Annotated in this window: 31 protein-coding genes and 1 tRNA gene; 23 read left to right on the top strand and 9 right to left on the bottom strand. The window is 58.9% G+C overall.

What is annotated here, in order from left to right; genetic code table 11:
• Positions 1-78: 78 nt before the first annotated feature.
• From ACFWW4_RS09425 to ribD, 7 genes are all read left to right on the top strand, one after another.
• Positions 79-243, top strand: coding sequence for a hypothetical protein (locus ACFWW4_RS09425; RefSeq protein WP_411890611.1), 165 nt, complete (start codon positions 79-81; stop codon positions 241-243).
• Positions 244-362: 119 nt separating this feature from the next.
• Positions 363-605 carry a hypothetical protein gene (locus tag ACFWW4_RS09430; RefSeq protein ID WP_411890612.1) on the top strand — a complete coding sequence of 81 codons (243 nt, stop codon included), beginning with the start codon at positions 363-365 and terminating at the stop codon, positions 603-605.
• A 126-nt stretch (positions 606-731) separates the two neighbouring features.
• Positions 732-995 carry a hypothetical protein gene (locus tag ACFWW4_RS09435; RefSeq protein WP_411890613.1) on the top strand — a complete coding sequence of 88 codons (264 nt, stop codon included), beginning with the start codon at positions 732-734 and terminating at the stop codon, positions 993-995.
• Positions 996-1,014: 19 nt separating this feature from the next.
• Positions 1,015-1,419: a secondary thiamine-phosphate synthase enzyme YjbQ gene (locus ACFWW4_RS09440; RefSeq protein ID WP_411890614.1), complete on the top strand. Its 405-nt coding sequence runs from the start codon at positions 1,015-1,017 to the stop codon at positions 1,417-1,419.
• Between the two features lie 58 nt (positions 1,420-1,477).
• Positions 1,478-3,022: a tetratricopeptide repeat-containing sulfotransferase family protein gene (locus ACFWW4_RS09445; RefSeq protein WP_411890615.1), complete on the top strand. Its 1,545-nt coding sequence runs from the start codon at positions 1,478-1,480 to the stop codon at positions 3,020-3,022.
• 155 nt (positions 3,023-3,177) lie between these two features.
• Complete coding sequence (nrdR, locus tag ACFWW4_RS09450; RefSeq protein WP_411890616.1) at positions 3,178-3,648, top strand: transcriptional regulator NrdR; 471 nt, start codon at positions 3,178-3,180, stop codon at positions 3,646-3,648.
• A complete protein-coding gene (ribD, locus tag ACFWW4_RS09455; protein WP_411890617.1) occupies positions 3,645-4,745 on the top strand; it encodes a bifunctional diaminohydroxyphosphoribosylaminopyrimidine deaminase/5-amino-6-(5-phosphoribosylamino)uracil reductase RibD in 1,101 nt (366 codons plus the stop codon). Before nrdR ends, ribD begins: the two co-directional genes overlap by 4 nt.
• Before the next feature lie 16 nt (positions 4,746-4,761).
• On the opposite strand, the gene ACFWW4_RS09460 is transcribed toward ribD, so the two are convergent.
• From ACFWW4_RS09460 to ACFWW4_RS09470, 3 genes are read right to left on the bottom strand one after another with little or no spacing between them, the layout of a single operon-like run.
• A complete protein-coding gene (locus tag ACFWW4_RS09460; protein WP_411890618.1) occupies positions 4,762-5,163 on the bottom strand; it encodes an NUDIX domain-containing protein in 402 nt (133 codons plus the stop codon).
• A 4-nt stretch (positions 5,164-5,167) separates the two neighbouring features.
• Positions 5,168-7,168, bottom strand: coding sequence for a capsular polysaccharide biosynthesis protein (locus tag ACFWW4_RS09465; protein ID WP_411890619.1), 2,001 nt, complete (start codon positions 7,166-7,168; stop codon positions 5,168-5,170).
• Positions 7,169-7,171: 3 nt separating this feature from the next.
• On the bottom strand, positions 7,172-8,446 hold the full coding sequence (locus ACFWW4_RS09470) for a capsule biosynthesis protein (RefSeq protein WP_411890620.1): 1,275 nt from the start codon (positions 8,444-8,446) through the stop codon (positions 7,172-7,174).
• Between the two features lie 148 nt (positions 8,447-8,594).
• Between ACFWW4_RS09470 and ACFWW4_RS09475 the strand changes: the two genes are divergently transcribed.
• From ACFWW4_RS09475 to ACFWW4_RS09510, 8 genes are all read left to right on the top strand, one after another.
• Positions 8,595-9,191 carry a riboflavin synthase gene (locus ACFWW4_RS09475; protein WP_411890759.1) on the top strand — a complete coding sequence of 199 codons (597 nt, stop codon included), beginning with the start codon at positions 8,595-8,597 and terminating at the stop codon, positions 9,189-9,191.
• A complete protein-coding gene (locus ACFWW4_RS09480) occupies positions 9,184-9,666 on the top strand; it encodes a hypothetical protein (protein WP_411890621.1) in 483 nt (160 codons plus the stop codon). The genes ACFWW4_RS09475 and ACFWW4_RS09480 overlap by 8 nt, the downstream gene beginning before the upstream one ends.
• A gap of 49 nt (positions 9,667-9,715) precedes the next feature.
• Entirely contained in the window at positions 9,716-9,955 is a 240-nt protein-coding gene (locus tag ACFWW4_RS09485; protein ID WP_411890622.1) for a hypothetical protein, read from the top strand.
• Positions 9,933-10,490 carry a hypothetical protein gene (locus ACFWW4_RS09490; protein WP_411890623.1) on the top strand — a complete coding sequence of 186 codons (558 nt, stop codon included), beginning with the start codon at positions 9,933-9,935 and terminating at the stop codon, positions 10,488-10,490. Before ACFWW4_RS09485 ends, ACFWW4_RS09490 begins: the two co-directional genes overlap by 23 nt.
• 288 nt (positions 10,491-10,778) lie before the next feature.
• Entirely contained in the window at positions 10,779-11,909 is a 1,131-nt protein-coding gene (ribB, locus tag ACFWW4_RS09495; RefSeq protein WP_411890624.1) for a 3,4-dihydroxy-2-butanone-4-phosphate synthase, read from the top strand.
• The gene (locus tag ACFWW4_RS09500) at positions 11,909-12,448 is read left to right on the top strand and encodes a 6,7-dimethyl-8-ribityllumazine synthase (RefSeq protein ID WP_411890625.1); all 540 of its coding nucleotides are present in this window, start codon (positions 11,909-11,911) and stop codon (positions 12,446-12,448) included. The genes ribB and ACFWW4_RS09500 overlap by 1 nt, the downstream gene beginning before the upstream one ends.
• Positions 12,445-12,912 carry a transcription antitermination factor NusB gene (gene nusB / locus ACFWW4_RS09505; RefSeq protein ID WP_411890626.1) on the top strand — a complete coding sequence of 156 codons (468 nt, stop codon included), beginning with the start codon at positions 12,445-12,447 and terminating at the stop codon, positions 12,910-12,912. The genes ACFWW4_RS09500 and nusB overlap by 4 nt, the downstream gene beginning before the upstream one ends.
• A gap of 49 nt (positions 12,913-12,961) precedes the next feature.
• Positions 12,962-13,279, top strand: a complete 318-nt coding sequence (locus ACFWW4_RS09510; protein ID WP_411890627.1) for a hypothetical protein — start codon at positions 12,962-12,964, stop codon at positions 13,277-13,279.
• Here ACFWW4_RS09510 and ACFWW4_RS09515 read toward each other — a convergent pair.
• Positions 13,276-14,094, bottom strand: a complete 819-nt coding sequence (locus ACFWW4_RS09515; RefSeq protein WP_411890628.1) for a cyclase family protein — start codon at positions 14,092-14,094, stop codon at positions 13,276-13,278. The two genes, ACFWW4_RS09510 and ACFWW4_RS09515, sit on opposite strands and share 4 nt — an antisense overlap.
• 354 nt (positions 14,095-14,448) lie before the next feature.
• Here ACFWW4_RS09515 and ACFWW4_RS09520 point away from each other — a divergent pair, with 354 nt between their 5' ends.
• Positions 14,449-14,712 carry a hypothetical protein gene (locus ACFWW4_RS09520; RefSeq protein ID WP_411890629.1) on the top strand — a complete coding sequence of 88 codons (264 nt, stop codon included), beginning with the start codon at positions 14,449-14,451 and terminating at the stop codon, positions 14,710-14,712.
• A gap of 223 nt (positions 14,713-14,935) precedes the next feature.
• Here ACFWW4_RS09520 and ACFWW4_RS09525 read toward each other — a convergent pair whose 3' ends face one another.
• From ACFWW4_RS09525 to ACFWW4_RS09540, 4 genes are all read right to left on the bottom strand, one after another.
• Positions 14,936-15,082 (bottom strand): hypothetical protein, encoded by a 147-nt coding sequence (locus ACFWW4_RS09525; protein ID WP_393930841.1) that lies wholly within the window; start codon positions 15,080-15,082, stop codon positions 14,936-14,938.
• Between the two features lie 329 nt (positions 15,083-15,411).
• Complete coding sequence (locus ACFWW4_RS09530; protein WP_411890630.1) at positions 15,412-15,819, bottom strand: SRPBCC family protein; 408 nt, start codon at positions 15,817-15,819, stop codon at positions 15,412-15,414.
• The gene (locus ACFWW4_RS09535) at positions 15,816-16,133 is read right to left on the bottom strand and encodes an ArsR/SmtB family transcription factor (protein ID WP_411890631.1); all 318 of its coding nucleotides are present in this window, start codon (positions 16,131-16,133) and stop codon (positions 15,816-15,818) included. Before ACFWW4_RS09535 ends, ACFWW4_RS09530 begins: the two co-directional genes overlap by 4 nt.
• Positions 16,130-16,552 (bottom strand): cupin domain-containing protein, encoded by a 423-nt coding sequence (locus ACFWW4_RS09540; protein WP_411890632.1) that lies wholly within the window; start codon positions 16,550-16,552, stop codon positions 16,130-16,132. The genes ACFWW4_RS09535 and ACFWW4_RS09540 overlap by 4 nt, the downstream gene beginning before the upstream one ends.
• 111 nt (positions 16,553-16,663) lie before the next feature.
• On the opposite strand from ACFWW4_RS09540, the gene ACFWW4_RS09545 reads away from it, so the two are divergent.
• A complete protein-coding gene (locus tag ACFWW4_RS09545) occupies positions 16,664-17,128 on the top strand; it encodes an MmcB family DNA repair protein (protein WP_411890633.1) in 465 nt (154 codons plus the stop codon).
• 85 nt (positions 17,129-17,213) lie between these two features.
• Here the strand turns inward: ACFWW4_RS09545 and ACFWW4_RS09550 are convergent, their stop codons facing one another.
• Positions 17,214-17,405 (bottom strand): DUF6324 family protein, encoded by a 192-nt coding sequence (locus tag ACFWW4_RS09550; protein ID WP_411890634.1) that lies wholly within the window; start codon positions 17,403-17,405, stop codon positions 17,214-17,216.
• A gap of 79 nt (positions 17,406-17,484) precedes the next feature.
• On the opposite strand from ACFWW4_RS09550, the gene ACFWW4_RS09555 reads away from it, so the two are divergent.
• The 6 genes from ACFWW4_RS09555 to ACFWW4_RS09580 all read left to right on the top strand — a co-directional run bounded on the left by ACFWW4_RS09555 (position 17,485) and on the right by ACFWW4_RS09580 (position 21,655).
• Positions 17,485-17,964, top strand: a complete 480-nt coding sequence (locus ACFWW4_RS09555) for a GNAT family N-acetyltransferase (RefSeq protein WP_411890635.1) — start codon at positions 17,485-17,487, stop codon at positions 17,962-17,964.
• 43 nt (positions 17,965-18,007) lie between these two features.
• A tRNA-His gene (locus ACFWW4_RS09560) sits at positions 18,008-18,084 on the top strand.
• 91 nt (positions 18,085-18,175) lie between these two features.
• Positions 18,176-19,201: an RluA family pseudouridine synthase gene (locus ACFWW4_RS09565; protein WP_411890636.1), complete on the top strand. Its 1,026-nt coding sequence runs from the start codon at positions 18,176-18,178 to the stop codon at positions 19,199-19,201.
• Between the two features lie 160 nt (positions 19,202-19,361).
• Complete coding sequence (gene rpoH / locus ACFWW4_RS09570; protein WP_393930853.1) at positions 19,362-20,258, top strand: RNA polymerase sigma factor RpoH; 897 nt, start codon at positions 19,362-19,364, stop codon at positions 20,256-20,258.
• A 125-nt stretch (positions 20,259-20,383) separates the two neighbouring features.
• Positions 20,384-21,358 (top strand): Gfo/Idh/MocA family protein, encoded by a 975-nt coding sequence (locus ACFWW4_RS09575; protein WP_411890637.1) that lies wholly within the window; start codon positions 20,384-20,386, stop codon positions 21,356-21,358.
• A gap of 9 nt (positions 21,359-21,367) precedes the next feature.
• Entirely contained in the window at positions 21,368-21,655 is a 288-nt protein-coding gene (locus ACFWW4_RS09580; protein WP_411890638.1) for a DUF4389 domain-containing protein, read from the top strand.
• Positions 21,656-21,662 lie beyond the last annotated feature (7 nt).

The following is a 21,662-nucleotide window of genomic DNA, read 5'->3' on the forward strand; positions in this document are numbered from 1 at the left end:
GATCAATATCAAGATGGGTCTGACGGCGCCGCATAATCTGTTCCGCGAACCAATAGCGACGCAACAGAAAGAATTCCGATGATGAAGCATCTAATCCTGACCCTCAGCATAGCAATTGCATTTATCCTCGCCGGATGCGCAGAAACCGGGCGTTATCCTGTTTCGGGCGAAGAGTGCGGCCCCAATGATCCGGTGCTGAGCCTTGACGCAAGCGACTGCGTTGCCGTTCCCGCGGGGATCTAAGGGCGCCGAGGCGGATCGCGCTGATATCATATGTATTTACGAACACGTGATATTCGATGACAGCAGATTGATCGGGAACTGATCTGCACCCAGATAGTTGGACAGAAAAGGAAATTTCGATGTCCAAACTGTCTCTCGCACTCGCCACAGCAATGGTGGCAATTTCGCTCGCTCCTGCGGCGCAGGCCTACAGCACGGAGCCCCCTTACACTGTCACGCAGGTCGCGATGATTGAGGCAGGATTGCCTGAGGCTGGCGAAATCTGCGAGCAGCCCATGCAGCCGGAATTGGTCGCAGCTTTGGGATTGCCTCAGATAATGGCTGACCCGGATCAGACAGAACTGGCATGTGCCGCCAAGTAAGTCGGTTCACATTGTGCGTTCCGGCACAGACCCGACCGCTGGTAAATGCTCCATTAACCTTGTGTTCATAATTCCGCACAGCTTTCGGACAAATCGACTATTCTTTTGTTCAGATAAGCGCGGTTTTTGAATCATCCGTTCGGGATTTTGGTTGAAGGTAGTGTGATGTTAAATGTGTTCCGATTGACGGTCATGGTTTTTGCAACCTTGACCTTTACGCAGGCGGCCAGCGCCTACGGCGTGGAGCCGACAGCAGATGTGACGAAACAAGAAAAGGTCAGCGATGTGCGCGTTGCTGATGCCTGTACGCCGCGTCTATCTCCGCGCATGGCAGCAGCACTTGGCTTGCCGATCCTGTCACCTATTGCCCGGGGTTGCGGCCTCAGCTGAAACCGCCCAGAAATACGAAATGCAAACGCGTTTCGACATCCCCACGACGGGCACCGGCCTCTATGAATTCACCGCCGAGGTCACCCGTTGGGTGCAGGGAACCGGGCTGCTCACGCTGTTTATACAGCACACATCGGCCAGCCTCGTCATCCAGGAAAACGCCGATCCTGAGGTGCAGACAGACCTGCAAAACTACTTTGCTCGTCTGGTGCCACCCACCACCGATCCGTCCATGGCCTATCTGACGCACACGTACGAAGGCTCCGATGACATGCCTGCCCATATCAAGGCAGCCATGTTGCCGACCCATCTCAGTATCCCCGTCATCAACGGCACGCTCGCCCTCGGCACATGGCAAGGCATTTACCTTTTTGAACACCGCGACCGCCCACATCAGCGCAAGGTGATTGGATATCTGGCCTGACCTCTGTTCACCGCTGCCGCACCAGCCTATAGCTTCGGCCATGCACAAAGGGGGCACCATGCTGGACAAAGCGCTCACGCTCGCCAGGTCAGGCCGCATCGCAGAGGCTGAGGCGGCCTATGCAAAGCTGCTGGCGGCCAAGAAACCTCGCCCGCAGGTTCTGCAAGCTGCGGTCCTGTTTCACCTGCGCTACAGCCGGAAATTCCGCAAAGCCCTGCCGCTTGTGGCCGCCCTGGTCAAGGCACGGCCCGAACAGGCCGGCGCCCATGCGCTTGCCGCTGAAACCCTCGCCAACACGGGCCAGCTACCTGCTGCGCAAAAGCACGCGGAAAGAGCCGTCGCACTCGCGCCGGACGACCCTGATGTCAGATACGCCGCCGCCTTCACCGCCCTGCAACGCAACGCCTTCGCCGATGCGTTGACCCATATCGACCACGCCCTGACGATCCGACCGGACCACCGGCCGTCGCAGTTGCAGAAAGGCTGGGCGCTGCTGGGTCAGGGCGATGCAGATCAGGCGGCAGAACTGTGCCGCACGCTCTGGGCCGAAACGCCTGATGATATCAACCTGCTCGGGCTTTATGTCGACGCGACTAAGGTGGGCGCCGATGACCCCATCTTTGCGCATATGCGTGACACCCTGCTGCCGCGCTACACCACGATTGGCGGTCAGATATTGGCCCATCTGCTCAAACTGATGGGCAAGGTCTATAACGACCACGGCGACTATGACGCGGCTTTTGACGCGTTCACACGGGCCAAAGCGGCCGCACCGCTCAAATACGATGCCAAAGCCTATGCCGGGTTTGTCACCGCCCTGCGCCGGGATATCTCGCGCGCGGATTACTTCGGCAAAGGGGCGGGCGATGACCGCCCGGTGCTGATCGTGGGCATGCCGCGCAGCGGGTCGACGCTGGTAGAACAGATCCTTGCCAGCCATCCACAGGTCGCCAGTATCGGCGAAAGCCCTAATCTGCACCGGATCATCCAACAAGTCGGCGTGCGCCGCGGCCATGGTGGCGATATGGTGCGCGCGATCAAGCAGATGCCCCCGGATGCAGCCAAGCGCATGGCGCAGACCTATATCCGCGAAATGGGCCACGCCGGTGCTGCTCGCGTGATCGACAAATCCCTGCATAACTTTGAACTGCTTGGGTTCTTCGCCGCCATGCTTCCCAAGGCGCGGATCATCCATGTACTGCGCGACCCGATGGACACCTGTGTGTCCTGCTACATGCAAAACCTGTCGGCCTGGCACACATATACCCAAAGCCTCGATACGCTGGGCCATGCCTATGTCCACTACCGGCAGTTGATGGATCACTGGGCAGTTGCACTGCCCAACCCGATCCTGACAGTACACTATGAACAGGTCGTGGATGATCTGGAAGGGCAGGCGCGGCGGATGGTTGATTTCCTCAGGCTCGACTGGGACCCGGCCTGCCTCGATTTCCAGACCGGGGGCCAACATAGCCGAACGCTCTCAGCCCGGCAGGTCCGCGAGCCGCTTCATACCACATCCATGCAGCTCTGGCGGCGATATGATGCGCATCTCGGGCCGCTCAAGAAACACTTGTTGCGATTCTATCCCGACGGGCTTTGACAACGCTGGTATCCCCAAGAGTGAGTCCTGCGCGCCACGCCAATTGTCCCTCATCTAGCGGCGCAAAATGCCCACTACCCAAAACCTGCGCATGTTCCTATAGTGCCTGTGGATAAATGGGGCGTAGACCCCAGAAATAGAGACAAGGACAGGATATGCGTTGCCCCTTTTGCGGAAATGTTGACACCCAGGTCAAAGATTCACGGCCCGCCGAAGACCATGTTGCGATCCGCAGACGCCGCTTTTGCCCGGCCTGTGGTGGCCGGTTCACCACCTATGAACGGGTGCAGTTGCGCGATCTTGTGGTGATCAAATCCAATGGCCGGCGCGAGGATTTCGACCGGCCCAAATTGGAACGCTCGATCCGGATCGCCTTGCAGAAACGCCCGGTTGAGCCCGAACGCATGGACCAGATGATCAGCGGCATCGTGCGGCGTTTGGAAAGCATGGGTGAAACCGATATTCCATCGGGCACAATTGGTGAGATCGTGATGGAAAGCCTCGCCCGGATCGACACTGTGGCTTACGTGCGTTTTGCTAGCGTTTACAAAAACTTCCAGGCCGCAGACGATTTCGACAAATTCGTCAGCGAACTGCGCCCGGACGCACCCCAAGACAGCGAGTGAACAGCGCAGACGATGCCCGCTACATGGCGCTGGCCTTGTCGCTGGGGCGGCGTGGCATGGGCCGTGTCTGGCCCAATCCCGCAGTCGGCTGCGTTATCGTCAAAGACGGCCGGATCGTGGGTCGTGGTGCCACCGCGAATGGCGGCAGGCCGCACGCCGAAACCATCGCTCTGGCACAGGCCGGAGGTGCGGCTGCCGGGGCAACGGCCTATGTCACGCTTGAACCCTGCGCCCATCACGGACAGACACCGCCTTGTGCGCAGGCGCTGATTGATGCGCAGGTTGCCCGCGTCGTCATCGCCACCGGCGATCCCGACCTGCGGGTGGCGGGGCGAGGCATCGCAATGCTGCGCGCGACGGGCATCACCGTCGATACCGGGGTTCTGGAAGATCAGGCGCGCCGCGATCACGCCGGGTTCCTGCTGCGGGTCACCGCCAACCGACCATACGTGACGCTGAAGCTGGCAGGCACATTGGATGGACGGATCGCAACGGCATCCGGCGAAAGCCAATGGATCACAGGGCCCGAAGCACGGCGCGCCGTCCATATGATGCGGGCGCGCCATGACGCGGTCATGGTCGGGGCAGGGACCGCGCGGGCTGATGACCCGTCGCTAACGGTGCGCGGCATGGGGATTACACGGCAGCCGATACGGGTCGTGATCTCGCGCGCGATGAAAATACCGGCCACCACCCAACTCGCCCGAACAGCACAAGACATACCTGTCTGGCTGTGCCACGGGGCAGAGGCGGACGTGACCGACTGGACCAAAAAGGGGGCGGTCAGCCTGCCCTGTACGATAGAGGCCGGTCAGGTCGATCCGCGCGCCGCACTGGCCGCGCTGGCCGCACAGGGCATCACCCGCGTTTTCTGCGAAGGGGGTGGGATGCTCGCCGCCTCGCTGCTCTCGGCCGATCTGGTCGACGAACTGGTCGTTTTCACCGCCGGGATGGCCATCGGGGCCGAAGGCACGCCCTCACTCGCCGCCATGGGCATCGACCGGCTGGCCGCCGCACCGCGTTTCAGCCTTGATCACGTCCGCCCGGTCGGCACCGATATCATGCACCGATGGGTGCGGCAGCCCACCGAGACCTAAGATCTGCCACAGCCCTTTAGTCCGGGTGCAATGCAGCAAACAGATCAAAATACGCGTTCAGAGCAAGATCAGGCATCTGCGCAGCATCCTTTAGATTGACCCAACGCAACGCGCTATGCTCGTTGCCAAGGTTTTGTGGCTCACGGTCCCACTCACGAATGACGAAGAAATGGAATTTCACTATGCTTCGCTGTTCACTGGCCTCAGCGTCGCAGCTATGTTGGTGGGTTGCCGATACGATGCTGACGCCGATCTCTTCCAGCAACTCTCGTCGCAGTGCCATCAACAATGTCTCTCCTGGTTCCACATGACCGCCGGGGAAGCTCCAGGTATTGGGATGGTTCCGACGTGATGCGGTGCGTCGCGCCATCAAGACGTATCCCTCTCGCAGCAGAATACCGTTAACGATATCGGTCAAGAAATTACCGCCTCCACAGATGCGCGTAACTCGCCAGCAGCCCCTGCAGTTTCGCCAGCCCACGATTGAACCGGCCCGGCGCAGGCACATCATCATTCTCCAGCCGGTCGATGATCACCTCCACCGGGCAGGCCAGGCCGGTGACCGGGTCGAAATAGCGCGGATAGGCGATCAGCGTGGCGTGCGTCAGAGCAGCTAGATCAACCCGCGCGGTGCGCCGGGTAACGGGCATGGCCCGGTCGTCGGTCAAGCCCCAGCCTGCATAGAACGGTGTGCCCAGGCAGGTCACCCGCTTGCGGCGCAACAATGCCTCAAAACCCAATAGCGAGGTCATGGTCCAGACCTCATCCACTGCATCTATGGCGGCAATCGGGTCGGCCTTTGTCAACACCACATCGGCGATCTGATCGGCATCGGTCACAGCGCCCGGACGCAATCCGGCCTCCACATCCGGGTGCGGTTTGTAGATCAGCACCGCCGCCGGATTGGCCTCGCGGACGACCTCCAACAGGCCACGATTGGTTTTGACCTCCGCGCAACCCAACCGGATCGAGGCATCGTCTTCCACCTGACCCGGCACCAGAATGCGGCGACCTTTGGGAAGGGCGGCCAGCTCAGAGCCAAGCGCCAGATTGTATTTGGAAAGCCGCGCATCGGTGATCCGGTCGATCAAAGCGGTTGCGCGCGCGCGCGACCCTGCATCCAGATCGCCTGCTGCGTTGATCAGCGCCTCCAACCGGCTGGGGCGGGTCGCGTCGTAATAAATCCCCATATCATCCAGCACGAGGCTCAAGGGCGGGATCAGATCCGCACCAAGGCCGCGCGAGCGCAAAAACCCGTCCTCGACCAGCACCGCATCTGTCCGACCGGTGCTGGCCCAAGCCATCAGACGCCGCTCCGTGGCCTTTGCCTTGGCGAACGCGCCCTCGCCATCCGCAAAAATCACCCGGCGGGGTTTGCCGAACACCTTCTGCAACACGCCCCGTTTCCACAGCCGCATATCCGCCGCCACCCAGCCGCGATAATCGTCGCGCGCCGCCTGCGCCATGGCCGTCATCGTCGCCACCGCCTCTTCGAAACTGCAAAGCCGGTCGTGATAGGGGTCATACCAGACGGGATAAAGGATCATCGCGGCGGCGAACAGTTGCACACGTGTCAGATTGCGCTGCCGGCGCTGCAGCGGTGTGCGGTCATCCGTCAGCCCCCAGCCCATATAGAATGGCTGGCCAAACACGACCGGCTTGTGGCCCGCCAAAATCGCCTCGAACCCCATTTGCGAACTGACCGTATAGACGGCAATCGCCCCTTCCAGCAGCGCCCAGGGCGATACCGGCTGGTCACACAGGCTGATCCGGTCACTGGCTACATCATCCTTGAAATACCCCTCGCGATGCCCGCCCAACGTCTCCGGATGGGTCTTGATCACGATCCGCGCACCCGGATGTTCGGTCTGGGCGTAAAACAGCATCTCCTTGAACGTGTTGCTATCGGCCCCGCTTGCGGTGACAGAGGCATCCTTGCGGGTCTGGTCAATGATCAGCACATAGCCGGCATCCGGGACCGGCAGGGCTGGATCAAAGGCGTTGTATTTCGACAGATGCCCGGCCTGCATTGCCGCAATCCCGGCGCGGGCGCGGTCCAGAAGGGCGGTATCATCCAGCGGGTTTTCGGTCAGCAGCATCTCCAGATCCGATGGCACCGCCGGATCAAAATGCACGCCGCGCCGGTCAATATGCAAGCCAATCGGCACATCGCCATCGCGCCCCAACCCGACCGAGCGCAGGAACGCATCCTCGACCCTTATCACCGGCACATCACGGCGATCCGCCACCGCCTCGCCCCGCGGGGCGGTCGGGCTTTGGCCCCAGACCCCCACGCTGTCACCCTCGCCCGGGGCACCAAGGCGAATGTCGTAACCTGCCAGATCCATGATGCGGCGCACCCGGCCCTGGGTCAGAAACCCGCCATTATAGACAAATAGCTGCGTCCGGGGGGGATCAGCCACCAATCAGCTCACAATCTTCAAGGGCTGGCGCGGGGCATCCATCTGCAATGCATCATAAGGATCAACATCCGACAACATCATATCGACCACCTCTCGCAACAACTGGCGGCGGCCACGGGACGAATAAAACCCCCCAGGCACCTGGCTGGTTTCCAGCAGGAACCGACGATAATCGCGATAAGCGCCCGCATTGGGGCGGCGCGGATTGGCGAAGAAATCGGGCAGCGGCTGATCCGACACAAATTCCGGCTTTTCGAACACCGCTGTGCCAAACGCCCGCAACGGGATCCCCCGCCACAGGGCCTGCTGCGCGGCGGTGGAATTGACAGTGACAGCACTGCGCGCCTGATCCAGAAGCGGGGCCAGCTTACCCCCCCGCACAAAATGCACACGCGCGGCAATGCCCTGTTCGGCAGCCATACGGGCAATGATACGGCGCAGTGGCAGGCGACCAATTTCCAGCGGATGCGCCTTGAAGACCAGGTGATGATGGCCCGGCGCGCCCTTGGCAAACCCGTCGATCACCAGCTGCAAAAACTCCTCCATCCGGGCAAAGGGGGAATGGGCCTGAAAACTGGCATCATGTTCCAGTTGCAGCAGCACCAGATGATAGGGAAAGCCGCCAAACCGGATCCGCATCTGCGCGACCCGGCGGGACAGGGCGGCAAAGGGCATCAGCAGCAGCCGCTTTGTATAAAGCACCGCCTCGCGGCCCACAGGCAGGCTGCGATGGCGGGTGAAATGGCGATAGCGCTGGTTCCGGAACAGGACAAACCAGTGATAGAGCGCGCCATAGAACACATGCTGGCGCATGTCGCCCCAGACAGCCGGGGGCGGGTGCATGTCATGGTCCGACGCGGCCAGGGCGGCGGCCATATCCGGCACCGACATGTCCATCAGGCGCGAATGGCCGTTCGAGCCGCCCCGCTCATAGGTCACCCAATAAGGGCGCAGATACCCTTCCTCAAACACGTGGATACGCAGACCGGCGGCGCGGGCGATCCTGACGGCGGCGGCATGGATCGGGCGGATATCGCCATAGAGGACCAGATCGGTAATCTGATGTTCGGCAATTAGGGCAGACAGCGTATCGGGCCAATCCTCGGGCCGACCCAGATAGGGGATGTAACCTGATCCACGCCAGAACGCCTGATCCCCCGCATTGAAACCGACGCGCCACACCTTCGCCCCGGTCGCCTGCAACATGCGGCCAAGGCGCGCAAAGAACGGACCATGCGGGCCCTGCAGAAACAGAAAATGTCTGGGTGTCTGGGTCACCGACGCATCATATCCCGATGTGATTACAAAGCCGTTATGCCATAAGTTCCGGCCGGATACAGGACATACATGATCTGTCGGCGTGGGCATGGCTTGTCTGCCACAGGGCAAGGGGCTAGGTCTGGGGCAAGCAACAGGGGATCAGGCCATGTTCACAGGGATCATCACCGATCAGGGCGAAGTGCTTGCGCTGGAACAGCGCGGCGACCTGCGGGCGCGGATCGGCACCCATTACGATATCGCAGGGATCGATATCGGGGCGTCCATCGCCTGCGACGGTGTCTGCCTGACGGTAATCGCGCTGGGGCCGGAGCCGCGCAATTGGTTTGATGTGGAAATCTCGGCCGAGACCGTGGGGGCCACCAATCTCGATAGCTGGACCGTGGGGCGGATCGTCAATCTTGAACGGGCGCTCAAGGTCGGGGATGAGCTTGGGGGTCATATCGTCTCCGGCCATGTGGACGGCGTGGCCGAAGTGGTGGGGATGCAGGAGGAAGGCGACAGCACCCGCGTCACCTTCCGAGCCCCTGACGAACTGGCGCGCTTCATCGCGCCCAAAGGGTCCGTTGCGCTCAACGGCACGTCGCTGACGGTGAACGAGGTCAACGGGCGCGATTTCGGCATCAATTTCATCCCGCACACCAAATCCGCCACGACCTGGGGCAAGGTTGCCGTCGGGGACCGGATCAACCTCGAAATCGACACCATGGCCCGCTACGTCGCAAGGCTGCGGGAATATGGTTAAGGTCGACGTTAGATACGATTTCCCGCAAGGCAATCCCAATCCGTTCGACCGGAATTTCGACGCGCATTATTTCGTTGAGGCCAGCGGATATTCAAATCTTGGCCATCAGGAAGCGTTTGGAATGGATGCGCTGACACGTCATGTGCCAATGGGATATAAAGGTCTGGCTGTTTGTCAGCGGCTCTACATGGTGAGACGGGGCGAAATTCAGGAAGACTGGCGTCCAGGCGCGAATAGAGATCCTGATTGGAGTGCAACGTTTGCGGTGTTGGGGCAGCGTGAAATAGAGCGTTTTGTGCTGGACTGGGGACGTAATACAAAGTCCTATTGGCTGTCCAAACCCGGCCAGACAGATGGTCGTGGCGGGCATTGGGACCATTTGCGTATCTGTGTGACCGACGCCTTGACGCTGTCAAAAGAGAGGAGCATGCGGATGCTTGTCGTCCAGGTCGTCGAAAGTCACAATTGGCATTAGTTTCGAAAAATGGCGTTGTTGATAGCTCAACACCTGCATGATTGACCAAATGAAACCCATGGTTTTGCAATCAATTGAGGATGAGACGGGCGATCGCTGCGTCGATATCATCCGCCTGCCTGATGGCAGTTACACCTACCGCGAATGCAGACGTGACCCCGAGGAGGGGCATGGTTGGCGTCATCTGTCCGGCGCTATGCTGACAACCTTTGACACTGCGGCTGCAGCGCGGCAAGCTGCGTGGGAAGAAGTGGCATGGTTGAAAGATGACAGCAGGGATCGGACATAATTCAGGCCGGGTAATCGAACCCGGCCATAGTTGGCGCAAACATGTCTGGGCAAAGGCGCGCAGGGATTTGATGCCGACCTTGCCTGTGGAAATCGTGCGGCTGCGGGTGAAACGGGCGGCCCAGCTGGGATTGCCTTACAAGACTTACGCCGGCATCCGGGCCAGTTCCGGGCATGACCTGATCGGGTTCATGTTCTCCAACAACGCCTTGCATGTGCTGCGCGACGGGCAGGGTCTGCCTGCCGACCGGGCTGCCAAGCTTGATGCGCTGGTCGACACAGCGCGGACCGGTTTGGGGCATAGACCGGTGACACCGACCCATCTGGCGGACCTCCCGGGGATCGACAGGGCCTTTGCCGCACCACGATTTTCCGACAGTTGGTCGCGGATGCGCGACCGGATGCGCGAAATCATTATCAGCCAGGGCCAGCCCGCTGACCGCTTTGTACTGATCGGCGACACAGCGTTCGAGCGTGAATGGGCAGAGGCTGCACAGATGGCGGGCTATCTGAGTGCTGCGCAATTCTTCCGATAGGATGGGTCAAGACCCATCTTACGAAATCCTAACGCCGCGGTAACACTTTCATCGTTCGGTGCCTTAATCCGGGGATTTGGCCGCAAACGGTCCGACGCAAATCCGACGTTTTGCCGACGTGATGCCGACCGCGCATTTCGCAGCATTCATTGGGATTAACCCGCGATTCGCCGCCCCGCGCCGATCCCGCCGTTGCGCACCCTACCGAACGTTGCGTTTCCCCCCATCACTCTTTCCAAATCCCGGGCGCTGGGCTATCTGGCCTCTAACAGCCCAACGGGGATTTGCATGAACCAGAATTTCGAAACACCCGGCCAGGTCGAACGCGACTGGTCCGACGCGATCAGTAGCATCGAAGAGATCATCGAAGACGCCCGCAATGGCCGGATGTTCGTCCTTGTCGATCACGAAGACCGCGAGAATGAGGGCGATCTGGTCATCCCCGCCCAGATGGCCACACCTGACGCGATCAACTTCATGGCGACCCATGGCAGAGGCTTGATTTGCCTCACACTTCCCGGCGCGCGGATCGATGCGCTGGGCCTGCCGCTCATGGCCTCGCACAACTCATCGCGCCACGAAACCGCCTTTACCGTCAGCATCGAAGCCCGCGAAGGCGTTAGCACCGGTATCTCTGCTCATGACCGCGCGCTGACCGTGGCAACGGCCATCGATGCCTCCAAAGGCGCCGCTGATATCGCGACACCCGGCCATGTCTTTCCCCTGCGCGCCCGTGACGGCGGCGTCCTTGTCCGCGCTGGCCACACTGAGGCGGCAACCGATATTGCCCGCCTTGCCGGCCTGAACCCGTCCGGCGTGATCTGCGAGATCATGAAGGAAGATGGGCAGATGGCCCGGCTGCCCGATCTTGTCGCCTTTGCCCAGTTGCATAACCTGAAGATCGGCACGATCAGCGATCTGATCGCCTATCGCCGCCGCCATGACAACCTCGTGCGCGTGCGTGAGACCAGCATGATCACATCGGAATTCGGCGGCGAATGGGAGCTGCGGATTTACACCGACGAAACCCAGGGCGCGGAACATATCGCCTTGATTAAAGGCGATATTTCTACGCCCGAGCCGGTTCTGGTCCGCATGCATGCGATGGATCCGATGCTGGATGTGGTCGGTGTCGGGCCCAAGGGGCGGCGCAACGAATTCGGCGATGCGATGAATGTGATTGCAGCCGAAGGACGCGGTGCGCTGGTACTGCTGCGTGATGTGCACATGAAGCTGGAAACCGATGAAGAGGTCTCGCCGCAGACCCTGCGGCAATACGGGCTGGGCGCGCAAATCCTCAGTTCGCTCGGCATCCACGAAATCGAGTTGCTGACCAATTCCCCCAAGCCAAAGGTCGTGGGCCTTGACGCCTACGGACTTGAAATCGTGGGCACCCGCAAAATTTCGGAGATCGGATAATGGCCGGACCGTCCCATCACATCATGCGCCTACCGGAGTTCGACAAACCGGTAAAAATCCTGATCGTGGCCTCGCCCTATTACAGGGATATCAGCGACCACCAAATCGCTGGCGCCAAGGCCGAGATTGAAAAAGCCGGGGCAACATGGGACATCGTGCATGTGCCCGGCGCTCTGGAAATTCCAACCGCCATCGGCATCGCCGAACGGATGTCGAATTTTGACGGATATGTTGCCCTTGGCTGCGTGATCCGGGGCGAGACAACGCATTACGACACGGTCTGCAATGACAGTAGCCGCGCGGTGCAACTGCTTGGTTTGCAAGGGCTTTGTATCGGCAACGGCATCCTGACGGTCGAGACTTACGAACAGGCCGCCGTGCGCGCCGACCCTGATCAGATGAACAAGGGCGGCGGGGCGGCTGCGGCAGCCTTGCACCTGATCGCCCTCGCCCGTAAGTGGGGCAGTGCCACCAAAGGGGTCGGCTTTACCAAGGAAATTCAGCTGGCCGGTGATGCGGACGGCAAGACGACAGCATGACCATTTCGAACAATCAACGTCGCAAGATGAAATCCGCTGCCCGGCTTTACGCCGTGCAGGCGCTGTTCCAGATGGAGGCATCGGGCCAGACGGTCGATGCCGTCGTGGCCGAGTTTGAGGATCACCGGTTCGGTGCGACCTATGAAGAAGGCGAGATGGCCGAAGGCGATGTCGACACCTTCCGGCAGTTGATGGACACCGCCGTGGATCATCAGGCGGCGATTGACCAGATGACGGACCGAGCGTTGGTGGCCAAATGGCCGATTGCCCGGATCGATCCGACCTGGCGGGCGCTGTTCCGGGCCGCCGGCGCAGAACTGATCGACAAGGGAACCCCACCCAAGGTTGTGATCAGCGAATTTGTCGGTGTGGCCGAGGCGTTTTCAAGCGATGGGAAAGAGCCGAAATTCGTCAATGCTGTGTTGGACCACATGGCACGCGAGGCGCAGCCCGACGCATTCTAACTTGCCCTTACCCCTGACAGGCTTATCATAAAGAACAAAGGGGATCGCTATGAAACCAGCACATGAACCCGATCTGATGCGGCTTTACCTGCGCCACTGCGCCATCGGCTTCGCCCTTTCGGCAGTCTTTGTGGCAATGATCCTTTGGTTCGATGTTGCGAGGATTGGTTCATTGGTGGCCGGGTCGGATGTGGGTTGGCTGGCTGTTTTTCTGCTGTGGCTCTTTCACGGCACGGTTTTTGGCAGCGTGCAATTTGCGGTAACCATCATGCTGAATGCAGACGATGATGATGACGAACCGCGCGGCGGCAGGATGATCCCGGTGCGGGTCGCGGCCCCTGCAAGGGCCGCAAACCGCCGGGTCTAGACCATCGCAAAAATGCGGGCAGGGCCGCCGGAACCGCCCTGATGTTTGGGTGCGCCAATGACAAGTGTAGCGCCAGCAGCAGGAACCTGATCCAGATTGGCAAGGCATTCGATGCCGAAACGCCCTGTCGGCAACCACGCATAATGTGTTGCAAAATCAGCGGAAATGCCGTGATCCAGTGACAAGGTATCAACTGCCATTGATGTGGCACCCGTTTCTTCGATCAGCATTTGGGTCGCTTCGATATGAAAGCCGGGATAGTGCTGTGCAGTCCCATCAAAGTTTCTGAAACCGTCGCCATCCACCTTTGGCCCCCAGCCCGAATGCATGGCGACGCAGGCATTCTCCGGAATATCGCCATTGGCCGTGATCCAGGCCTGCAGATCATCTGGTGTGACCTGTGTGTCAGCGTCCTCAGCCGCGCGGGCCGCGATATCGACCACGCAAAGGGGCGCAACCAGGCTTTCGATCGGAATCTCGTCAACCGAAGCGCCGTCTTGGGAAAAGTGCAGCGGCGCATCGATATGGGTGCCGGTATGTTCGACGACCATGATGCGGTTGTTATTGAATCCATCCGTCCCGAAGGATGCGAGCGTTTCCAGTTGCATGCCGGATTCGCCGAAGTAAGTGGGGAAATTGGGATGCAACATATGGGTCATGTCGGTGACGGCGCCATGACCACCCGCCAGCGCAGGCGGAGCGGCCGCCGTAACGCCAAGTGTTGCACCGGCCCCAACCGCCAGCGAACCTTTGAAAAACTGTCGCCGCGACAGCATCTTGTCCTTTACCGCATTCATTACACAGATATCACACATCGTTCGCCTCCACATTTTGAATGGTCAAAGGGTGCCTGCCAGCGGTCGAAAAGCAAGGTAATTGTTTCTTGGCAAAGGATGGCGGAACGGCTGGCCGTCGCCGGTGAACCGGAACATCAGTCACCGAGTCGATGGGATTATGGTGACCCCATAATAGCGGACAGGGCGGCAACATATCGCTGACCCATTTCGATTTTTCGTGTGATTTCAAGTAAATCGGTCCAAAATAAACCAAAGATATACGATCATAAACCTTTTGTTTGCTGACAAAGTGTTCGCCTTGACGTTCAGTGTAGAGGCTCGACGGCAACTATAAAGAGTTCAGGCATCGTTGATTTAGAACGGATTCGCGCCATGCTGACTAATCGATTTCAACCCATCAACCTCAACGATCTCGACCAGAAGGCCGAGGAGTTGGAGGGCCAAGCAGACAGGGTTGTTGGTGCGGCTGGCGTTTTGGATGAGCGTAAGCCTGAAAACAGCAAGGTTGATGCAGCAGACCGAGCAGAGCAGTGTCATGTCGTAGAGGACATAGGGCATGACACTGCGCCGCGCTGGACCTCGCGGGTTATCGGTGCTTTGCCACTTGGCAAAGGACCGCGAAAGCACAGCAAGTAGAACAAAGGTGGCGGGAACCGCAGCAACCGTTTGGGATTTTGTTCCCGAGGACCTGTATGTACAGGTGGGCGCCAGATAATCAGACCAGGGTCAGAACAGAGCCAGCTCCCTCGGATTTGCTTAAGGCCACTGGAATGTAACCCCGTATTAACGCGAAGAGCAGAAGCCCGCCTTGCTAACAGTTAGGGGGCAATGGGCGCTTGGGCAAGATGCGATGCAGGCTTTATTCCTGAACGTCCGCTTTGATCAGCCAACCTTGGGGACCAACCATTTCGATCGGGGCATAAGCGAGCAGCGCCCGTTCAGCGACACCGACAGTCAGAAGTGCCATGCAAACCTCGAAAAAGGTGATATCTGCAAAAATCGACATGGTCTCACTCCTCAGTTCGTCTGACCTCTTTTTGCACCTTAAACCCGACGAAAACGTGACCGATGAGTGGTTTTCCGCCTATTAACGGAAGGTTGCGGCCCTAATTGCGCCACATTTCCGATCGGTTTCGATGAACGCACTATCGGCTGATTTCTGCTTATCTTTTGAAAAGAAACAAGAATATCGTTTGGCCAAGATGAATGCGCAGATTTCAAGGGTTTTTCGCATGTCGCCGTGTCGGCTATGAAATTCTGCCGGAAACCGGCGATGCCTCTAGAGATTCGCGGAAAGCACCGCCAGTTATTGTCATACGTGTCACCCCGGGGCGATTAACCGGCGTGGATATCCGCGCGCAAACGCCCCAGATGATCGTCCCAACCCTTGTCGAGCGCCAGGGTTAGGTCAAAGGCGGCCTCACCTACCGGCAGCCGTTCATGCAACAGGTTGAGCCGGGTCCCTCCCGGCACATCCTGCAAGGTCCAGGTGACCGTGCTGACCGCATCGCCCATCGGCTTGATGGTGAATGTATAGCGCAGCAGATCGTGCGGTTCCGCATCCAGCACCTCGCCCCACATCAGCTTGTCACCGCTTTCGGTGCCGAACATTTCGTAGGGGGCGCCTGATGCAAGGGTTTTGGCAGGTTTGTGAAACCAGATCGCCAGTTTGTCAGGATCGGTCAGATAGGCCCAGACATCCTGTTTGCTGGCGCGCAGGTAGATCGATTTGTTAATGGTCATGTGGTGTCCTTTTCAATGGCGGATTTCAGGGCGCTCAGACGGTCATCCCAGAAGGCATCGAAGTAGTTCAGCCAGTCCAGAACGGGGGCCATCCCCAGCGGATTGAAAGTGTTGATGCGTTCGCGCCCGCGCGGTTGCACCGTGATCAGCCCGCCATCCGACAGCACGGTCAGGTGCTTTTTGACGGCGGCGCGGGTTATGTCGAAGTTTTCAGCGACCTCGGCGATTGTCATGTCCCGGTCGCGCAACATCAGCAGGATGTCGCGGCGGGTCGGGTCCGCCAGGGCGCGAAAGGTGGGTTGTGGGCCCGTCATTGGTCGACCGGCAGAAAATCGAACGCGCCGTCCTGATACAGGAAGGTGACGCAGGGTTCGGTTGATACGCAGCTGCTGACATGGGGCAGGTCGGCTGGCACCAGATAGAACGCACCAGCGCCCAATGGCGTGCCCGCATCAGTCGCCGTGACCGGCACATGGGTCATCGTGCCAGAGATCATGACGCCGAACATGTTGGCGGATTTGATATGGGGCGGGCTGACGGTGCCGCCGGGCAGGCGCACCATGGACATGTAGGGCTCTGACATGCGCGCGCCGTGCAGGTCGGCAAAGGCAACGCCTTCTGGCGTTTCCACCCAGTCAAGTGCGGCTGGGGTGATCGAGGTGATCGCATCTGCGTTGGCCACGGTGGCGGACGTAGCGGTCGCCACGAGGGCGAGAATGGTGAGTGTTCTCATGAGGAACTCCAATATGATACTTTTTGGTATTATTTAAATATGAAACCGATGGGTATCATGTCAACAGAATTCTGAATTGATTTTTGTTCACGGATTGTTCATGTTTTTGCCATGCCCGACGACGTCAGCCAAAACACGCTTCTACCCGGCCAGTTGCTGGCCCGCGGCGTGGGCCGCCATTTGCTGAGCCATGATTTTGTCTCGGTCGAGGAATTGGTGCCTGCATCAGGCCTGCGGGTCGATGTCATGGCACTGGGGCCGAAAGGTGAGGTTTGGATTATCGAATGCAAATCCTGCCGAGCAGATTTTCAGGCCGATCACAAATGGCAGGGTTATCTGGAATGGTGTGACAGGTTTTTCTGGGCGGTCGATAATGATTTCCCGACGGAACTGCTGCCTGACGACACCGGACTGATCCTGGCCGATGGCTATGACGCCGAGATTGTGCGGATGGGACCAGAGACCAAATTGGCCGCGCCACGTCGCAAGGTAATGGTGCAGAAGTTTGCACGTCATGCGGCGATCCGCGCGCAGGCTGCGCGTGATCCAGGGTACTCTCCCGAACGCATGTTTTAAGGGGGCAATTCCTTATCTAAGGAATTGGACAAAATCCTTGAGAAGGATTTTCCAAAGACTTTTTGCAAAGTCTGTTTTGCCGCCGCTACCGTTTCCTGACCGCACGCGCTGCGACTGCGGCGGCGCGGATCTCTTCGGCGATTTCGTCGGCTTCTTCCGGGTCGAAATCCATGGGTATCTCTGTCCCGTCCGCCTCGATGAAAATCCGCACCATGCCAAGGTCCGTTGGCCCGATCTGCATATTGGCTTCGATGTCGCGTTCGCTGTTGATACCCATGGTGATCCTCTTGATCTTTGGTTTGGTCCTACAGGCGATGGCGCTTGAATGGCAAGAGCCGGGTTGGCAAGCTGGCGCCATGACATTCACACTTCGCCCTTTTGCTGCCAGCGACGCGGATTGGCTCATTGCCCAGCACGCCGACCACTATGCCAAGGTCGAAGGGTTCGATGAAACCTTTCCGGCATTGGTCGCAGAAATCGTCAGGGCGTTTCTGGCTGATCATGATCCCGCATGCGAGGCCGGTTGGGTCGCTCATGATGGCGATACCCGTCTGGGCCATATCTTTTGTGTCCGTCTGGATGATGAAACCGCGAAGCTGCGCCTGTTTTATGTGGTCGAGGCTGCGCGCGGCACTGGCGTGGCGCAGGCATTGCTGGATACCTGTCTGCAATTTGCCAAGGCTGTGGGCTATAACGGCATGACCCTCTGGACCCATGAAAGCCACGCGGCGGCGGGCCGCATCTATCGCCGCAACGGGTTCACGCGGATTGATGCCAAACCGGTGCATTCCTTTGGTGTCGATCTGGTGGAAGAGACCTGGCAGATTACCTTCTGAAGGTCTTGCAATCATGGCACCTTGGCGCTAAATCCGGCGATGTGCCGCCTTAGCTCAGTTGGTTAGAGCGCTTGATTGTGGATCAAGAGGTCCCTGGTTCGAGACCAGGAGGTGGTACCACCGCAAATTTCAGAGAAATTTCGCGGCGCGCGGGGAAGTGTTTGACGCAGTCAATTGCGGCCATACCCGGTGGCAATTGGAGCGCAAATTGATGACCACCATCACCTTTCAAATCGCCGCCAACCCGCCACCGCGTTTGGACAAGGCGCTTGGCCGCGATGTGCCGGATGATGCCGCACTCAGTCGGTCGCGCCTGACCAGACTGATCGCTGACGGGGCAGTAACAGTTGATGGCATCGTCGTCACCGACCCGCGGTTTCGGATTGCCGAAGGCGCGCAGGTGGTCGTGACGGTCGAGGTGGCCGAGGAAAGCCATATCAGCGGCGAAGATATCCCGCTGGAGGTGGTATTCGAAGATGACGACCTGATCGTCGTCAATAAACCGGCAGGCATGGTTGTGCATCCCGCACCCGGCACACCAGGCGGCACAGTCGTCAATGCTCTGATCCATCATTGTGGTGAGACGCTGTCAGGTGTTGGTGGCCTCAAACGCCCAGGCATTGTTCACCGGATCGACAAGGACACAACCGGTCTGCTGGTCGCTGCCAAATCCGACCGGGCACATCATCATCTGGCGGATCAGTTTGCGGCGCATACTGTGGCCCGGCGCTATCTGGCGGTCTGCTATGGCCTACCAGATGCCAATGATCCGCGTTTGCGCGGGATCAAGGGCACATCGTTTGAACCGGGCAATATCCTGAAGGTCCAGACCCTGCTGGGGCGGCACAAAACCGACCGGCAGCGACAGGCGGTATCGTTCACTAACGGGCGTCACGCGGTAACGCGCGCCCGCATCATGACCCCTCTGGGTCAGCCCCCCGCTGCTGCGCTGATCGAATGCTGGCTGGAAACCGGACGCACGCACCAGATCAGAGTTCACATGGCCCATTGCGGTCACGCATTGATAGGTGACCCAACCTATGGCGGCAGGCGCAAACTCTCGCCCAAGGCGGTGGGCGAGGGCGGGGCGGACGCAGCGGCGGCTTTTTCACGGCAGGCGCTTCATGCGGCGACGCTGGGATTCGCTCATCCAGTCTCAGGCGAGTTTTTGGAATTCGAGGCGGAAATCCCCGCAGATATGCGCGAATTACTGCGCGCGCTTGGTGATAAGGGCTGAAATAATCAATCGCATGTGCGTGAATGCACTTTAATGTGACTTTTCAAACTAAACAGATCAGTTCATATTCTCTTTACGAAAAGTTCATACCTAGTCTTGAAACGTCACGTCAACGATACCATATCCATGTTAAGCCTTTATACATTAGGAGGGCACGACAGTGAGTAATTATAAGAATCTACCAGCACCATCACCAGAAGGTGGGCTGAACCGTTACATGCAGGAAATCCGCAAATTTCCGATGCTGGAACCTGAAGAAGAGTACATGCTGGCCAAGCGCTGGGTGGATCATGAAGACACCGATGCTGCCCATCAGATGGTCACATCGCACCTGCGCCTGGCCGCCAAGATCGCCATGGGCTATCGCGGCTATGGTTTGCCGCAGGCCGAGGTGATTTCTGAGGCGAATGTGGGCCTGATGCAGGCCGTCAAACGCTTTGACCCTGAAAAGGGGTTTCGTCTGGCGACCTATGCCATGTGGTGGATCCGCGCGTCGATCCAGGAATATATCCTGCGGTCATGGTCGCTGGTGAAACTGGGCACGACATCGGCGCAGAAAAAGCTGTTCTTCAACCTGCGCAAGGCAAAAAACCGCATTGGTGCACTTGAAGATGGCGATTTGCGTCCAGAAAACGTCAAACGCATCGCGACCGATCTGGGCGTGACCGAGGATGAGGTCATTTCGATGAACCGCCGTCTATCGGGCGGGGATGCATCCCTGAACGCGCAAGTCGGATCAGATGGTGAGGGCACCGCCCAGTGGCAGGACTGGCTTGAAGACGAAAGCGCCAATACCGCCGCCGATTACGAGGCCCATGATGAGCTGGATGCGCGGCGCGAATTGCTGGCCGAAGCGATGGACGTGCTGAATGACCGCGAAAAGGACATTCTGGTGCAGCGCCGTCTGGCCGAAGAAACCGTGACGCTGGAAGATCTGAGCGGTCAGTACGATGTCAGCCGCGAACGGATCCGCCAGATCGAGGTGCGCGCGTTCGAGAAGCTGCAGAAGAAAATGCAGGAACTGGCGCGGAAAAAGGGCATGCTGGTCGACGCATGAACCTGACCTGAATGCAAGAATTGATCCCCGTCGGTGCATCCGGCGGGGATTTTTCGTATTGAATGAGGATGGCACCTTTCCCTTAGGTCAGCGTTGGCGCTAACATACCGCCCAAGGAGACTGCGATGACACCAATCAGATGGGGCATTCTGGGGGCGGCCAATTTCGCTCGCGAATATATGGGTCCGGCCATACATGCCGCCAAGGGGGCCGAATTGGCGGCACTTGCGACGACAAACCCCGAAAAAGCAAATGGTTTTCGGGCCTTCGCCCTTGGATTACGGCTACATGAAAGCTATGACGCCTTGCTGGAAAATCCGGCGATTGATGCCGTCTATATCCCCCTGCCCAACCATCTGCATGTGGACTGGACCATCAAGGCGCTTGACGCGGGCAAGCACGTGCTTTGCGAGAAACCAATGGCGCTGCAGGCCGATGATTTCGACGCACTGATCGCGGCGCGGGACAGGTCGGGCAAACTGGCGGCTGAGGCATTCATGATCGTCCACCATCCGCAATTCATCCGTGCGCGCGAACTGGTGCAGGGCGGGGCGATCGGAAAGCTGGTGCACGTGGATGCCGCGTTCAGTTTCTTTAACGACGATACAGGAAATATCCGCAATCAGGCTGATGCTGGCGGCGGGGGCCTGCGCGATATTGGGGTCTATACGTTCGGATCAGCGCGATTTGTCACGGGGGCAGAGCCTGTGGCGGTGCCGCATGCAAAGCTGCGTATGGAAAACGGGGTTGATGTCTTTGCCCAGGTGGCGGCGGAATTTGATGATTTCACCTATTCTGCCGTCGTGTCGATGCGAATGTTTCCGTACCAGCAGATTACATTTCATGGCGAAAAAGGCGTGCTGCAGTTGACCTGCCCTTATAACGCCAATGTTTTCGATATTGCGCAGTTGACGCTGGAAACAGGCGGGCAAACCGTGACCAGCGAACGCTGGCCTGCGGTTAATCATTATGTTCTGCAGGTCGAAAACTTCTGCAAATCGGTGCGTGACGGGGCAGAATACCCATGCCCCCTTGAGTTTTCGCGCGGGACGCAGAGAATGATGGATATGGTCTTTGCCGCCGGACTACCGGCGGATTAGGAGGGGACAATGGCGAAAGATCACGAAGCGACCGACACCGACGGCGACGCCGATTTTGAAAACATCTGGCTGCGCGCAGTGCATATGGTGATCATCGCGTTTCTGATGAGCATTGCCAGTTCGCTGCTTGGCTTACTGACTATTGCGCAGTTCGTGATCATGTTGTTCAACAAGCGCGAACCCAATGAACAACTTGCGGAAATCGGCACGACGATGGGTGTCTGGATGGCCAAGGCCGCGCGCTATCAGACTGCGGCGAGCGAGGTGAAACCCTGGCCCTGGACTGAGCTGGATTAGACGGTCA

The sequence above is a fragment of the Yoonia sp. SDW83-1 genome, assembly GCF_046762885.1.
In the GTDB taxonomy this organism is placed as follows: Bacteria; Pseudomonadota; Alphaproteobacteria; order Rhodobacterales; family Rhodobacteraceae; genus Yoonia.

What these genes read in the sequence shown, in the direction of transcription:
- ACFWW4_RS09425 (WP_411890611.1), top strand. Translation starts at nt 79, where the DNA reads ATGATGAAGCATCTAATCCTGACCCTCAGCATAGCAATTGCATTTATC.
- ACFWW4_RS09430 (WP_411890612.1), top strand. Translation starts at nt 363, where the DNA reads ATGTCCAAACTGTCTCTCGCACTCGCCACAGCAATGGTGGCAATTTCG.
- ACFWW4_RS09440 (WP_411890614.1), top strand. Translation starts at nt 1,015, where the DNA reads ATGCAAACGCGTTTCGACATCCCCACGACGGGCACCGGCCTCTATGAA.
- ACFWW4_RS09445 (WP_411890615.1), top strand. Translation starts at nt 1,478, where the DNA reads ATGCTGGACAAAGCGCTCACGCTCGCCAGGTCAGGCCGCATCGCAGAG.
- nrdR (WP_411890616.1), top strand. Translation starts at nt 3,178, where the DNA reads ATGCGTTGCCCCTTTTGCGGAAATGTTGACACCCAGGTCAAAGATTCA.
- ACFWW4_RS09475 (WP_411890759.1), top strand. Translation starts at nt 8,595, where the DNA reads ATGTTCACAGGGATCATCACCGATCAGGGCGAAGTGCTTGCGCTGGAA.
- ACFWW4_RS09480 (WP_411890621.1), top strand. Translation starts at nt 9,184, where the DNA reads ATGGTTAAGGTCGACGTTAGATACGATTTCCCGCAAGGCAATCCCAAT.
- ACFWW4_RS09485 (WP_411890622.1), top strand. Translation starts at nt 9,716, where the DNA reads ATGAAACCCATGGTTTTGCAATCAATTGAGGATGAGACGGGCGATCGC.
- ACFWW4_RS09490 (WP_411890623.1), top strand. Translation starts at nt 9,933, where the DNA reads ATGACAGCAGGGATCGGACATAATTCAGGCCGGGTAATCGAACCCGGC.
- ribB (WP_411890624.1), top strand. Translation starts at nt 10,779, where the DNA reads ATGAACCAGAATTTCGAAACACCCGGCCAGGTCGAACGCGACTGGTCC.
- ACFWW4_RS09500 (WP_411890625.1), top strand. Translation starts at nt 11,909, where the DNA reads ATGGCCGGACCGTCCCATCACATCATGCGCCTACCGGAGTTCGACAAA.
- nusB (WP_411890626.1), top strand. Translation starts at nt 12,445, where the DNA reads ATGACCATTTCGAACAATCAACGTCGCAAGATGAAATCCGCTGCCCGG.
- ACFWW4_RS09510 (WP_411890627.1), top strand. Translation starts at nt 12,962, where the DNA reads ATGAAACCAGCACATGAACCCGATCTGATGCGGCTTTACCTGCGCCAC.
- ACFWW4_RS09515 (WP_411890628.1), bottom strand. Translation starts at nt 14,094, where the DNA reads ATGTGTGATATCTGTGTAATGAATGCGGTAAAGGACAAGATGCTGTCG.
- ACFWW4_RS09520 (WP_411890629.1), top strand. Translation starts at nt 14,449, where the DNA reads ATGCTGACTAATCGATTTCAACCCATCAACCTCAACGATCTCGACCAG.
- ACFWW4_RS09525 (WP_393930841.1), bottom strand. Translation starts at nt 15,082, where the DNA reads ATGTCGATTTTTGCAGATATCACCTTTTTCGAGGTTTGCATGGCACTT.
- ACFWW4_RS09530 (WP_411890630.1), bottom strand. Translation starts at nt 15,819, where the DNA reads ATGACCATTAACAAATCGATCTACCTGCGCGCCAGCAAACAGGATGTC.
- ACFWW4_RS09535 (WP_411890631.1), bottom strand. Translation starts at nt 16,133, where the DNA reads ATGACGGGCCCACAACCCACCTTTCGCGCCCTGGCGGACCCGACCCGC.
- ACFWW4_RS09540 (WP_411890632.1), bottom strand. Translation starts at nt 16,552, where the DNA reads ATGAGAACACTCACCATTCTCGCCCTCGTGGCGACCGCTACGTCCGCC.
- ACFWW4_RS09545 (WP_411890633.1), top strand. Translation starts at nt 16,664, where the DNA reads ATGCCCGACGACGTCAGCCAAAACACGCTTCTACCCGGCCAGTTGCTG.
- ACFWW4_RS09550 (WP_411890634.1), bottom strand. Translation starts at nt 17,405, where the DNA reads ATGGGTATCAACAGCGAACGCGACATCGAAGCCAATATGCAGATCGGG.
- ACFWW4_RS09555 (WP_411890635.1), top strand. Translation starts at nt 17,485, where the DNA reads ATGACATTCACACTTCGCCCTTTTGCTGCCAGCGACGCGGATTGGCTC.
- ACFWW4_RS09565 (WP_411890636.1), top strand. Translation starts at nt 18,176, where the DNA reads ATGACCACCATCACCTTTCAAATCGCCGCCAACCCGCCACCGCGTTTG.
- ACFWW4_RS09575 (WP_411890637.1), top strand. Translation starts at nt 20,384, where the DNA reads ATGACACCAATCAGATGGGGCATTCTGGGGGCGGCCAATTTCGCTCGC.
- ACFWW4_RS09580 (WP_411890638.1), top strand. Translation starts at nt 21,368, where the DNA reads ATGGCGAAAGATCACGAAGCGACCGACACCGACGGCGACGCCGATTTT.